Annotated in this window: 9 protein-coding genes; 5 read left to right on the plus strand and 4 right to left on the minus strand. The window is 37.5% G+C overall.

Translation table 11 applies throughout. From position 1 onward, the window contains the following. Window positions 1-26: 26 nt before the first annotated feature. Window positions 27-1,049 carry a T9SS type A sorting domain-containing protein gene (locus BXY58_RS16145; RefSeq protein WP_120214908.1) on the plus strand — a complete coding sequence of 341 codons (1,023 nt, stop codon included), beginning with the start codon at window positions 27-29 and terminating at the stop codon, window positions 1,047-1,049. A gap of 195 nt (window positions 1,050-1,244) precedes the next feature. Beyond that, complete coding sequence (locus tag BXY58_RS16150; RefSeq protein WP_120214909.1) at window positions 1,245-1,979, plus strand: hypothetical protein; 735 nt, start codon at window positions 1,245-1,247, stop codon at window positions 1,977-1,979. A gap of 442 nt (window positions 1,980-2,421) precedes the next feature. Here BXY58_RS16150 and BXY58_RS16155 read toward each other — a convergent pair whose 3' ends face one another. The 3 genes from BXY58_RS16155 to BXY58_RS16165 all read right to left on the minus strand — a co-directional run bounded on the left by BXY58_RS16155 (window position 2,422) and on the right by BXY58_RS16165 (window position 7,081). Continuing rightward, window positions 2,422-4,683 (minus strand): polyribonucleotide nucleotidyltransferase, encoded by a 2,262-nt coding sequence (locus BXY58_RS16155; protein WP_120214910.1) that lies wholly within the window; start codon window positions 4,681-4,683, stop codon window positions 2,422-2,424. 303 nt (window positions 4,684-4,986) lie between these two features. Beyond that, window positions 4,987-6,624, minus strand: coding sequence for an ABC1 kinase family protein (locus BXY58_RS16160; protein ID WP_120214911.1), 1,638 nt, complete (start codon window positions 6,622-6,624; stop codon window positions 4,987-4,989). A gap of 142 nt (window positions 6,625-6,766) precedes the next feature. Beyond that, a complete protein-coding gene (locus BXY58_RS16165) occupies window positions 6,767-7,081 on the minus strand; it encodes a DUF4286 family protein (protein WP_120214912.1) in 315 nt (104 codons plus the stop codon). A 146-nt stretch (window positions 7,082-7,227) separates the two neighbouring features. On the opposite strand from BXY58_RS16165, the gene gyrA reads away from it, so the two are divergent. From gyrA to fsa, 3 genes are all read left to right on the plus strand, one after another. Continuing rightward, a complete protein-coding gene (gyrA, locus tag BXY58_RS16170; RefSeq protein ID WP_120214913.1) occupies window positions 7,228-9,852 on the plus strand; it encodes a DNA gyrase subunit A in 2,625 nt (874 codons plus the stop codon). Window positions 9,853-9,870: 18 nt separating this feature from the next. Then, window positions 9,871-11,244: a tetratricopeptide repeat protein gene (locus tag BXY58_RS16175; protein WP_120214914.1), complete on the plus strand. Its 1,374-nt coding sequence runs from the start codon at window positions 9,871-9,873 to the stop codon at window positions 11,242-11,244. A 100-nt stretch (window positions 11,245-11,344) separates the two neighbouring features. Beyond that, a complete protein-coding gene (fsa, locus tag BXY58_RS16180) occupies window positions 11,345-11,998 on the plus strand; it encodes a fructose-6-phosphate aldolase (protein ID WP_120214915.1) in 654 nt (217 codons plus the stop codon). Between the two features lie 160 nt (window positions 11,999-12,158). On the opposite strand, the gene BXY58_RS16185 is transcribed toward fsa, so the two are convergent. Then, window positions 12,159-13,493, minus strand: coding sequence for an Nramp family divalent metal transporter (locus BXY58_RS16185; protein ID WP_120214916.1), 1,335 nt, complete (start codon window positions 13,491-13,493; stop codon window positions 12,159-12,161). Window positions 13,494-13,546 lie beyond the last annotated feature (53 nt).

Consider the following 13,546-nt stretch of genomic DNA (forward strand, 5'->3'; position numbering starts at 1 on the left):
ACATTTTTTAAACATTAATTTTTTTTATGAATAACAAAATCCTAACATTCGTTTTCGGGATAGCTACATTACTATCCAATGCACAAGTAATGCTCTCAGGAGACTTAAACGATTTGACCAGTGGAGATGTTGGAACCAATTTCACTGGGCAACTGCCCGGCCAGGATGGTTTCTATCTACAGGGCGGCTCCGCTCCGGACTACCAGATTGTGGAAATAGATGCAGACCACGGGAAATCTTTTCAGATCAAATCTGGTCTAGACGGAACATCATCCAGCATCAGGCTTGTAACAAAATCATATCTGGATTGGCGCTCTAGAAAGTCAGGCAATAACATTATAAGAGGAAAAATTGATATCTATACCGGTAATCCTGTAGGCGGGGCAGCTGAAAATCAGTTCAGATGCAATATTACTGGTAACTTAGAAGGAACTTTGACAACAGGAGTCTTAGCGGGGGTTCATTATAACTATAAAGATGGAAAGATATATGGGCAGGCAACCATGAAAAACGGAAATACCTATAGCCTTCATTACTTTGCATTAGGGAATATGGTTATACCAAAAAACACATGGATTACACTAAGTTATTATTATAATGAAGATACAGGACAAGTAAATTGGGTTACCCCCAATGGAAATTTTTTCACCAATATTTCCACTTCTGTTGTAACAGGTTTTTATCCGACCCATTTCAATATTGCTTATATGCCTGATAGTTCTAGCCAGCTGACAACAGCATATACAAGTGCTTTTGACAATTATTTTGTTGAAGCAATGGATAGCACAGCGCTTTCTGTAGGTACGCCAATTGGTGATAATGATGTGGTTCTCAAGATTTTTCCGAATCCCGTTAAGGAAAAACTATACATACACACCAAATCACCTTTGAAAAATGTGGAAATACGGGATTTTTCCGGTAAACTGTTGAAAAATCTGAACTCCAAATCCTCATCTGAAATAGATTTGAAATCTCTAAAAAACGGAGTTTATCTGATCACAGTAAAAACAGAAAACAATGTCTATACAGACCGTATAATCAAACAATAATTAATCTAAAAACCCTGATAGCACAAATTTCCAATCCACACTTCCCCACAACAAAACCAAAAACCCTAGCCTCCCGCTAGGGTTTCCCATTCCCCAATTTAACATAATATACTGATAACAAAATATTTAGCCTAAAAATAATTTCAATTCAAAATAAATTCTATATTTGAAAAAACAATTTAAAACACAAATATTATGTCTAGTACATCCGAAGTAGGACACGCTAAAAACGTAGCCAACCTGCAAAAACTAATCGAACAAGTTAGCGTTTACACACTCTACAATCCACCGGTAGCAAATCTATCGGTCACCAGTCTCCAAAACCTCTACACCACTGCCGTTGCAAAACTCAGCGAAGTAGAAGAAAAACGAACCGCCAACAAAAATGCCATTGCAGTGCGTCAAACCGCTTACGAAAATCTAAAACCAATCTGCACCCGTATTGTCAGCTTCTTAGACATTTTGGGATTACAGCAGGCAACTATCGACCAAGCCAGAACTTTAAACCGCACCATACAAGGCGGACAAAAGAAAAAGACAACCTCCGAAAATCCCGACAACGGACAATCATCAAACAACAACTCAATTTCCACTTCCCGCCAATCCTACACTCAACAGGCAGAGAATTTCGGGATTCTGTTACAGTTGCTGGCAACGATCCCCGCTTACACGCCTAATGAGGACGATTTAAAATTAAACAATCTCACTTCCTATCACGCATCACTGGTGAGCACTACCCAACCAGTAAACCAGACCGAAGCAGAACTGAATATCAAACTCACAGAAAGAGATCAGGTTTTATACGCAGAAGAAACAGGACTCTACACCATCGCCCAAAACGTCAAAAAATATGTCAAGACGATTTACGGAGCAACCTCCCCGGAATTTGAAACAGTATCTGCAATAAAATTTACAGTAGTAAAAAGCTAAAATCTACAGATATTCACAGATTTTAGCATCAAAACATAACACTATACATCCTGACTGAATTTCCAGTCAGGATGTTTTTTATATGCTTGTAACAAGATTAATATTGCCATAACTATTAATCATATTCTTATGACTGCAAACCATATTCTCACTATTGCAGAGCATATTGTCATTACTTAAAATCACATTACCCCTACTGTGAAAGATATTGTCGCTACTGCAAATTATATTCTCATTACTTTAGAGCATATTTTCCCAACTGCAAATCATATTCTTGGCACTGTAAAGTATATTCTCATTACTTGAAATAATACTCTTAAGTCATAAGCAATATATAAATCTAATAGTAGCGGTGTCATCCTGATGCTCTCGAAGGATTTTCAACAAAAACCCACAAAAAAACCACCGAATTTCGGTGGTTTTCTATATGATTAAGATAATCTTAAGCTTCGTTCAAAGGCTTGTGCTCTCCCGGCTGGTCTTTACCTTCAGGATTTACTTTACCTTCCGGTCTCGCTGGTCTTTCCGGTCTGTTCTGACCTTCAGGTCTTGGACCTCTCTGCTCACCTTCTTTCTTTTCAGGTCTTGGTGGTCTTGGCAACAAAACTTTTCTTGAAAGTTTCATTTTCTTACGGTCATCATAACCCATAAATTTCACCTCCACTTCGTCACCTTCTTTGTAAGGAACTTTATCAAGTCTTGCCCACTCGATTTCTGAGATGTGAAGCAATCCTTCAGTACCTTTAGCAATCGCTACGAAAGCTCCGAAATCCATTACTTTCACTACTTTACCTTGGTAAACTTCGCCTACAACCGGTACAAAAGTAATTTCATTGATTTTCGCAACCGCTTCATTGATTTTCTCTCTGCTGATACCGGAAATTTCGATTCTTCCGATTTCTCCAACTTCCTCAATAGCGATAACGGTATCCGTATCTTTCTGCATCTGCTGAATGATTTTTCCACCAGGCCCGATAACAGCACCGATGAAATCTTTAGGGATCTCCATCATCACCATTTTCGGAGCGTGAGGTTTCACATCTTCTCTTGGAGCAGCAATAGTTTCAGTGATTTTATCTAAAATATGAAGTCTTCCTTCTTTGGCTTGTAGAAGCGCTTTCTCCATAATATCCATAGAAAGCCCCTGGATTTTGATATCCATCTGACACGCCGTAATTCCGTCTGCAGTTCCCGTTACTTTGAAGTCCATATCACCTAAGTGATCTTCATCTCCTAAAATATCAGAAAGTACGGTAAACTTCCCTGTTTTAACATCAGTTACCAATCCCATTGCAATACCTGAAACCGGCTTATGAATCTGAACACCCGCATCCATCAATGCTAAAGTTCCTGCACAAACTGTCGCCATAGAAGACGAACCGTTTGATTCCAAAATATCAGAAACAACACGGATGGTATAAGGATTTTCTTCAGGAATCATATTCGCTAAAGCTCTTTGAGCCAGGTTTCCGTGACCAACTTCTCTTCTAGAAGTTCCTCTTAAAGGACGAGCTTCACCCGTTGAGAATGGAGGGAAGTTATAATGAAGGAAGAATCTTTCGTCATAATTGACCATTACGCTGTCCACCATATTTGCGTCTTTTACAGAACCAAGCGTTACAGCCGTTAAAGACTGAGTTTCTCCTCTTGTAAAGATCGCAGAACCGTGCGCTCCCGGTAAATAATCGATTTCGCTCCAGATCGGACGAATCGTTTGAGGATCACGACCATCAAGACGAATTTTATCATTCAAAATCATCTGACGCATCGCCTCTTTTTCAACATCGTGGTAATATACTTTTACGAAAGGGGTTACTCTTTCTAGTTCTTCTGCATCATCAACATATTGAGCTAAAAATTCATCACGTACCGCTTTGAACTTTTCTCCTCTTTCTTCTTTACTGGAAGGAGTTTTAGCTACTTCGTAAACTTTATCGTAAGTTTCTTTCCACACTTTCTCACGGATGGCTTCATCGTGATTTTCGTGATTGTATTCTCTTTTAGGGAAAGCTTTTCCTACTTTCTCAGCTAATCTTTCCTGAGCTTCAACTTGTTTTTTGATTTCTTCGTGAGCAAAAGTAATCGCTTCAAGCATTTCTGCTTCCGTGATTTCTTTCATCTCACCTTCCACCATTACGATAGAATCTTTAGTTGCTCCAACCATAATATCAAGGTCAGAATTTTTAAGATCTTCGAATTTAGGATTGATAGAAAGCTGACCATCAATTCTAACTACTCTTACTTCAGACATTGGCCCATTGAAAGGAATATCAGTAATCGCAATCGCTGAAGACGCTGCCAAACCTGCTAAATCATCAGGAATCGACTGTCCGTCATAAGAAATTAATGAAATCATTACCTGAACTTCCGCGTGGAAATCTTCAGGGAATAAAGGTCTCAAAACTCTGTCAACCAAACGCATTGTCAGGATTTCCTGATCAGATGGTCTGGCTTCTCTTCTGAAAAAGTTTCCGGGGATTTTACCGCCTGCATAGAATTTTTCTCTGTAATCAACTGTTAAAGGTAAAAAGTCTACACCAGGATTGGCTTCTTTGTTGGCTACAACCGTTGCTAAAAGCATTGTTCCGCCCATTTTTACGACTACAGATCCGTCAGCTTGTTTTGCCAGCTTCCCTGTTTCGATTGTGATTTCTCTGCCGTCTGCAAGAGTAATCAGCTCTGTAATTGCTTGAGGTGCACTCATAAATTGTTTGTTTGTACTCCGTATTGAGTACTTTTAATTAATGTATTTCGTCTAAAATTTGGTGCAAATTTAATGTATTTATTTGGATTACAAATAAGTGTTGAAAACAAGCGATTCTGAGAAAGAAATTTTAAAATAAATCTGCTCGAAGTTAAATACAAAGACACAAAGAATATATTAGCTCTAGATTATACTAAGCCTCGAAGAAAATCAAAGATTTTTATTTAACTAAGTTGTACTTTGTGCCCTAATCTAATTTGAATTAAAAAAACATTGTGCCTTTGTGTTTAACAAATGACATAATCACTTTCTTGTAATCCTTAATAATAAAACTATAACTAGGAAAATAGAAAACACAAATCCTAAAACCGCCGCCAAAGACATTTCTCCAATCCTTGGACCTGATTCTGAAACAAAAACTATGGCAGTTGCAATAATATTCGCTCCCAGAATCATCGCTAAAATCAGATTAATGATGCTAGATTTAATAAGGTTATTCGTTTTCTCAATATTTTTGATTTCACTTGAGATCGTGAATTTATTATCATCCAGTTTTTGCAGAACAGAACGAAGTTCTTTTGGAATTTCATCTACATTATCCGTGAAATTAATCACTTTATCCATTCCGTTTTTCAGGAGTTTTTTCGGACTGATTTTCTTCGTTAATATTTTCTTGGTGTAAGGATGTAGACTTTTTACAATATCCAAATCCGGATTAATGGTTCTGCCAACGCCTTCTATCAAACCAATCCCTTTGAACAAAAGATAAAAATAATCTGGCATATAAAGCTGATTATCCTTAAGAACATCTTTCATTTTGTTGATGATAATGTGCGGATCAATATCTTTTAAAGAGGTGCTGTGAACGAAATTCAGAACTTCATCCACATCATTTTCAAATTTCCTATCATCCGGAATCTCATAACTCACCGCCATTTTCTTGAGAGAACGTACAATTTTATTAGAATTCTTCGCAACAAAAGCAACAATCAGACTCTCCAAAATCTCCTTATCATTTGGCTGGATTTTCCCAACCGCACCAAAATCTATAAAAACTACTCTTCCATCTTTTTTCACCAAAATATTTCCTGCGTGAGGATCAGCGTGGAAAAATCCGTAATCCAAAATCTGAGAAACAAAAAGCCTTAATCCAACTTCCGAAATTTTAACCGGATCAATATTATGGCGTAAAAGTTCTGTTTTATCTGTGACTTTGATTCCGTCAATAAACTCCATACAAAGGACATTATTGTTGGAAAATTCGTCATAAACAATCGGAACGTAAGTTTCTTTATTATTTTTAAAATTGAGAGAGAATTGCTTGATGTTATTTCGTTCATTAACCAGAGAAACTTCTTCTAACAAAGACTTTTCGAAGGTTGCAATGGCTTGCTTCAGATTTAGTTTTGAAGCAATTTCAGAATAAGTAGAGATTAGCTTTACTAAATCTTTAATAAGAAGTAAATCATCTTCAATAACACTGAGAACATCAGGCTTTTTAATTTTCAGAATCACTTCTTCACCAGAAATTAAAGTGGCTTTGTAAACCTGAGCAATAGATGCAGTCGCCACAGGCTTTAAAATGATTTCCGAAAAATGTTCTTTGACCGAAATATTGAATTCATTTTCAAGGATTTCCTCAACATTCATTTCAACAACCTCAACTCGATCCTGAAGTTTCTGTAATTCCTGAATCAATTCCGGTGGCAACAAATCTTCCCGATTACTGAAAGTCTGCCCAAGCTTCACAAACGTTGGCCCCAACTCTTCCAAAACCAATCTGATTCTTTCATAAACCGTTCCTTTGGAAACAATTTCATTTACAGAACTTTCTTCTGGCTTTTTGCCCATCCTGGCAATCAAATCTTTGAATCCATACTTGCTTAAAACAGAGATTAATTTGGCAGATCGTTTGAGTTTTCGTTGCTGTTTATCGAACATATTGATAAAAATAAAGGAGCTACAAAGTAACTCCAAAAATTGTTCCTAGAAAATTATAAAGTCTTCGAGAGCCTCAGACCGACATTTAAACTTTACCGTAAGAGATGTCACACTGAGCGGAGTCGAAGTGCTTTTCTTCTAATTAAAATCTCTTTTTCTTTGGATTGAGAAACGTTGGAAAAATCATCACTTCTGGTCCGAATTTCTGTAAAATTCTTTCTTCTATATTAACCAATTCGCTTTCCATAAACTGACTGCGCAGATCATCATTATCAAACCAAAGAAAAAGGTTGGTATTCTTCCCTTCATTTACCATATCAGAATGGACTTCGGACAGGATATATTTTTCAACATCCATAAGATTTTCTACCATTTGGTGTAGTTCATTTTCAAGATAATGATCCCATTCCTGGATTTTATTTTCTGTTGTATGAAAAGTAATACTTAGGATGCTCATTTTTTTATTTTTTATGATTAATGTTGATAAATTCAGAATGCAAAAATCGTATTTTTTTTGTAAATTAGCCCGTTATAAAAAACAGAAAAACTCAACAGGTCAGAAACTAGCATAGCGTTCTGATTTACAATAAATTAAAAATATTTATGCATAAGGAAGGAGAAAGGTTAATACCGATCAACATTGTTGACGAAATGAAAACCTCTTACATCGATTATTCGATGTCGGTAATTGTATCAAGAGCGTTACCGGATGTAAGAGACGGATTAAAACCCGTACACAGACGTGTTCTTTACGGTATGTATGGGCTTAATGTATTTTCAAACAGAAAACATTTGAAATCTGCCAGAATCGTTGGAGACGTTTTGGGTAAATATCACCCACACGGTGACAGCTCAGTTTACGACGCAATGGTAAGAATGGCACAACCTTGGAGCTTGCGTTATGAGCAGGTTGACGGTCAGGGTAACTTCGGTTCAATGGATGGTGACCCGCCTGCAGCAATGCGTTATACAGAAGCAAGACTTAAGAAAATCTCTGATGAGATTCTTGCAGATCTTGATAAGGAAACTGTTGATTTTCAAAATAACTTCGACGACTCTTTACAGGAACCTACTGTACTTCCTACAAAAATCCCAAATCTTTTAGTTAACGGAACTTCCGGTATTGCGGTTGGTATGGCGACCAATATGGCGCCGCATAACTTATCAGAAAGTATTGATGCCATTTGTGCATATATCGATAATAAAGAAATTACCATTGATGAGTTGATGAAACATATCATCGCTCCTGATTTCCCGACTGGTGGGATTATATATGGTTATGATGGAGTTCGTGACGCTTTCCACACAGGAAGAGGACGTATTGTTCTGAGGGCAAAAGTTAATTTCGAAGAGATTGGAAACAGAAACGCGATCATCGTAACAGAAGTTCCTTATCAGGTTAATAAAGCAGAAATGATTGCCAGAACTGCTGAGTTGGTTAAGGATGAAAAAATCACCGGAATCTACGAAATTCGTGATGAGTCTGACAGAAAAGGACTTCGTATAGTTTACGAATTAAAGAACGATGCAATTCCTAATGTCGTATTAAACCTTTTATATAAATACACTTCTTTACAAACTTCATTTTCAGTCAATAACATTGCTTTAGTTAAAGGAAGACCTGAACAACTGAACCTGAAAAATCTAATTCATCATTTCGTAGAACACCGCCACGAAGTAATTGTTAGAAGGACTGAATATGAACTGAGAAAAGCCAAAGAAAGAGCACACATTCTTGAAGGCTTTATGAAGGTAATCGGCACTCAGGATTCTCTTGACAGAGCTATTGCAATTATCCGTCACAGTGCTAATCCTCAAGCTGCGAAAGAAGGTTTGATTAGTGAATTCGAATTATCAGAAATTCAGGCACAAGCAATTCTGGACCTTCGTCTGGCTCGTCTTACCGGAATGGAATTGGATAAAATCCGTGCTGAGTATGAAGAAATAATGGCTTTGATCAAAGATTTGGAAGACATCCTTTCCAATGAACCAAGACGTTATCAAATCATCAAAGATGAATTGATCGAAGTTAAAGAAAAATATGGCGACGAAAGACGCTCAGAGATCGATTATTCTGGTGGAGAAATGTCTATCGAAGATATAATTCCGGATGAAAAAGTAGTTCTGACAATTTCTCATGCTGGTTACATCAAAAGAACACTTCTTTCCGAATATAAAGTCCAGTCAAGAGGTGGTGTTGGAAACAGAGGCGCTACGACAAGAGATGAAGACTTCCTCGAATATATTGTAACCGCAACCAACCACGAATACCTCCTATTCTTCACAGAAAAAGGAAAATGTTTCTGGCTGAGAGTTTTCGAAGTTCCGGAAGGTTCAAAAACTGCAAAAGGCAGAGCTGTTCAGAATTTGATCAACATCGAACCAGATGATAAAATCAAGGCTTACATCAGAACCAAAGATCTTAAAAACCAGGAATACATCAACCAAATGAATGTGGTGATGATTACCAAAAACGGAACCATCAAGAAAACTTCATTGGAAGCTTATTCACGACCGAGAACCAATGGTGTTAATGCCATCGAAATCCGTGATAATGACCAATTGTTAGGGGCAAAATTAACGGATGGAAATTCTGAAATTATGATTGCTACCAAAAATGGTAAATGTATCCGTTTCCCTGAAGAAAAAGCAAGAGCCGTTGGTAGAAGTTCAATCGGCGTTAGAGGGATTTCCCTTGAAGATAACGATGAAGTAATCGGAATGATTGTTGTTAATGACCTGGAGAATGATACTGTTTTGGTGGTATCCGAAAAAGGTTACGGAAAACGTACAGCGGTTGAGGATTACAGAGTCACCAACAGAGGTGGTAAAGGTGTAATTACACTTAACATTACAGAGAAAACCGGTAATCTGATTGCTATTCAAAGTGTAACTGATGAAGATGGATTAATGATCATTAATAAGTCCGGTGTTGCAATCCGTATGAATACTGCTGACCTGAGAGTAATGGGAAGAAACACGCAGGGTGTAAAAGTCATTAATCTAAAAGGAAATGACGAGATCGCAGCGATTGCCAAAGTTGAGATGGATAAAGATGTAGAAGATGAAAATGAAGAAGGACTTGAAAATGACAGCAACAACCCGGAATTCAAAGATCAACCTCAGACCGGCGACAATCAAATCAATCTTGGAGACAAAGAAGAATTGAGAAAAATTGAAGACGAAGAAGCAGCTGAAAATGCTGACGAAGCTGAGGATAACGAATAAAATATAAAAGTATTATAAATGAAAAAATTAATTTTAAGTCTAGCTGTTTTATCTGTGTCATTAGTTTGGGCACAGAAAAAAGAAATTGCGAACGCTGTAAAAGCTGTTGATTCAGGAGATCTTACAACTGCAAACTCGGAAATATCAAAGGCAGAAGGCATCTTTGGAGATAAAACTTATTTGTTGGAACCTTCCGTTCTTGAACAATATTATTATGCAAAAGGTTTATCTTTAATCAAAGCCGGAAAAAATATTGAAGGCGCGGAATATCTTGCGAAAATTTCTTCTCTAGGTACAGAGACCATCTTTACCGGTAAAGATGCAGAAAAAAACAAAGTTTATTTTGTAGGTAAAGAAGCGGCTGATAAGGCAGGAAGCGGACTTTCCTTGAAACAGGAAAAATATTCTCCTGCATTAGCGGAAAAAGTGAGAGCAAGTGTTAACTCATTACTTCAGACTGCCAGCACGGAAGCAACAAAAGAATATACTGCAAAGAACTTTGACAAAGCCGGTGAAAAATTTTCAGAAACCTATTATTTATTAAAAGCCGGAGGTCAGGATAATAAAAATTACCTTTATTATTCCGGAGTTGCCTATGCACAATCTGCTAATAACAAAGCAAAAGGTGCTGAGATCCTTGCATCATTAATAAAAGATGGCTACACTGGAGAGGAAACGATTTACACTGCAAAAAATGTAAAATCAGGACAGGTCGAAACTCTGGACAAGGCAGCATTTGATCTTTACAAAAAGACAAGCGATTATACAGATTTCAAAACTGAAAAAACACCAAGCAAACAAGAAGAACTTTACGAGATAGCAGCGTCATTATTATTCGAACAGCAAAAATATGACGAGGCTGGAAAGATTGCTGAAGAAGGTTTGAAAAAATTCCCGAAAAATCAATCTTTAGGACAAGTTCAAAGTAACTCTTATTTTAAATCTGGTAAGACAGATGAGTTTGTCAATAATTTGAAGTCAAAAATTGCAAGCAACCCAAATGATAAGGATAGCCTTTACAACCTTGGGGTAATGTTGAGCAAAGACCCTTCAAAGCAAGCCGAAGCTGAAGCTACCTTCAAAAAATTAGTTGATATTGATTCCAAATACCCTAACGCACTTAACAATCTAGTATTTGCAATCTTAGGCGAAGACGAAGCGGCGATCAACCAATATAGAGACTTGAAAAAAGCGGGCAAGATTGATGAAGCTAACAAAGTTTTGGATCAAAGAAGAGCCAGATTCCAGAAAGCTTTACCTTATGCCGAAAAGCTCTATGCGAACGAGCCTAACAACAAAGAAGTTGTAACGCTTCTAAAAGGGATGTACATGACCACCCAAAATACTGCGAAGTACAACGAGTTCAAAGCAAAAGAAGCTGGAATGAAATAAATCGAAAAGAAGTCTCCGGACTTCTTTTTGATTTTTACAGACCCAACTAAAAATGTATATTTGCTAACGACTTTTTTAAAAACAAAATAAAAATCTATATATGAAATTTTTTATTGATACAGCCAATCTGGCTCAGATCAAAGAAGCTCAAGACCTAGGCATTCTGGACGGTGTAACAACTAACCCATCTTTGATGGCAAAAGAAGGAATCTCGGGAAAAGAGGCTATCAACCAACATTATATCGACATCTGTAATATCTCTGACGGTGATGTTTCAGCAGAAGTTCTTTCCACAACTTATGAAGAGATGATCAAAGAAGGAGAAGAATTGGCAGCGCTTCACGAGAGAATTGTTGTAAAAATCCCGATGATCAAAGACGGCGTAAAAGCGCTTAAATATTTTTCTGACAAAGGCATCAAAACCAATTGTACATTGATTTTCTCAGCCGGGCAGGCACTTTTGGCTGCAAAAGCAGGTGCAACTTATGTTTCTCCGTTTTTAGGAAGATTAGACGACATCTCTGTTGACGGTCTTAACCTGATCGAAGAAATCAGAGTGATTTATGACAATTACGCCTTTGATACAGAGATTCTTGCAGCATCTATCAGAAGTCCTATGCATATTATCAACTGTGCAAAAATCGGAGCAGACGTTATCACTTCTCCTCTACCATCTATCCTTAATCTATTGAAACACCCTTTAACAGATTCAGGATTGGCACAGTTCGTTGCAGATTCTAAGAAATTAGAATAAAATTATTAGGGCGCCTTTATCCGTGCTCCACTCCCGCTTTTCTCTTTTTTATCAAAAAAGAAAAAGAGCTACGTTCAGCCCGGGGCGCGCTGCGCACAGAACAACAAGATTGTTCAAAATCAACATAAAAAACCGAATCTTAGTATTCGGTTTTTTTATTTTATGGGAAAATAGTTTCTTTTAAAAGATAGAGATTCAGAATGATGATGATAATACTTATTGCCCAAGCCAAGATTTTCAGCCAAGTCTTATTAGCGAATTCTCCCATTTTGGCTTTGCTTCCTGTAAACATCACCAATGGAACCACTGCAAAACTCAATTGCATCGACAAGATCACCTGGCTGAAAACCAACAATTCTGCAGTTCCTTTTTCACCATAGAGAATAGATACTATCAAAGCCGGAATAATAGCAATCAACCTTGTAATTAACCTCCGAACCCAAGGTTTTAGCCGGATACTCAGAAAGCCTTCCATTACAATTTGTCCTGCTAATGTTCCTGTTAACGTAGAGTTTTGTCCGGAAGCCAACAATGCGATACCGAAGAAGATACTTGCCAATGTTGTTCCTAAAAGTGGTGTCAAAAGCATATAAGCATCGTTGATATCAGCAACATCTTTATTCCCTGAAGTGTGGAAAGTAGCGGCCGAAATAATCAGAATAGCAGCATTAATAACAAAAGCCAGCATTAGAGAAAGGCTACTGTCCAGACTTGCAAATTTTAAAGCTTCCTTTTTCCCTTCGTCGGTTCTTGGATAATTTCGGGTTTGCACAATACTACTGTGGAGATAAAGATTGTGAGGCATCACAGTCGCACCCAAAATCCCAATAGCAATATAAAGCATCGAGGGATTGGTAATGATTTCTTTCTGTGGGATCAAACCTTTCAGCATTGGGAAAATCTCAGGCTTGCTGAGGAATATTTCATAAAAGAAAGCTACAAATATGATGAAGATTAATCCGCCGACAATACTTTCTATATACCGGAAACCTCTTGATTGCAGGAATAAGATCAGAAAAACATCAATAATCGTAATCACAACACCCCAACTCAGAGGGATGCCGAACAACAGATTGAGAGCAATGGCTGATCCAATCACTTCCGCCAGGTCACAGGCAGCAATAGCAATCTCACAAAATATCCAAAGTATGAAATTAACAACCGGATGAAAATGATCTTTACAAGCCTGAGCCAAATCTCTTTCCGCCACAATTCCTAACTTGACAGATAAGTGTTGCAGAACAATCGCAAACAGATTCGAAATCAAAATAACGGAAAGCAATGTATAGCCAAATTGTGCGCCACCGGCAATGTCCGTTGCCCAGTTACCGGGATCCATATAACCCACAGCAATCAGTAACCCAGGGCCAACATAAGCCATGAATTTTTTCTTGAAGCTGCCATTTTCAGGAATTGGAACACTGGAAAAAACCTCGTGTAAAGAATTAGAAGTTTTCTCTTTTCGCCAAGCTCTGTTTTGTTTATTTTCTTCCAAAAAATATAAATTGTTAGATTAGACTAACAAAAATAATAATACTTTACTTAACT

The organism is Epilithonimonas arachidiradicis, from assembly GCF_003610695.1.
GTDB lineage: Bacteria > Bacteroidota > Bacteroidia > Flavobacteriales > Weeksellaceae > Epilithonimonas > Epilithonimonas arachidiradicis.

Coding starts and splice junctions, on each gene's coding strand:
- BXY58_RS16150 (WP_120214909.1), top strand. CDS start 1,245: ATGTCTAGTACATCCGAAGTAGGACACGCTAAAAACGTAGCCAACCTG.
- gyrA (WP_120214913.1), top strand. CDS start 7,228: ATGCATAAGGAAGGAGAAAGGTTAATACCGATCAACATTGTTGACGAA.
- BXY58_RS16175 (WP_120214914.1), top strand. CDS start 9,871: ATGAAAAAATTAATTTTAAGTCTAGCTGTTTTATCTGTGTCATTAGTT.
- BXY58_RS16160 (WP_120214911.1), bottom strand. CDS start 6,624: ATGTTCGATAAACAGCAACGAAAACTCAAACGATCTGCCAAATTAATC.
- BXY58_RS16145 (WP_120214908.1), top strand. CDS start 27: ATGAATAACAAAATCCTAACATTCGTTTTCGGGATAGCTACATTACTA.
- fsa (WP_120214915.1), top strand. CDS start 11,345: ATGAAATTTTTTATTGATACAGCCAATCTGGCTCAGATCAAAGAAGCT.
- BXY58_RS16165 (WP_120214912.1), bottom strand. CDS start 7,081: ATGAGCATCCTAAGTATTACTTTTCATACAACAGAAAATAAAATCCAG.
- BXY58_RS16155 (WP_120214910.1), bottom strand. CDS start 4,683: ATGAGTGCACCTCAAGCAATTACAGAGCTGATTACTCTTGCAGACGGC.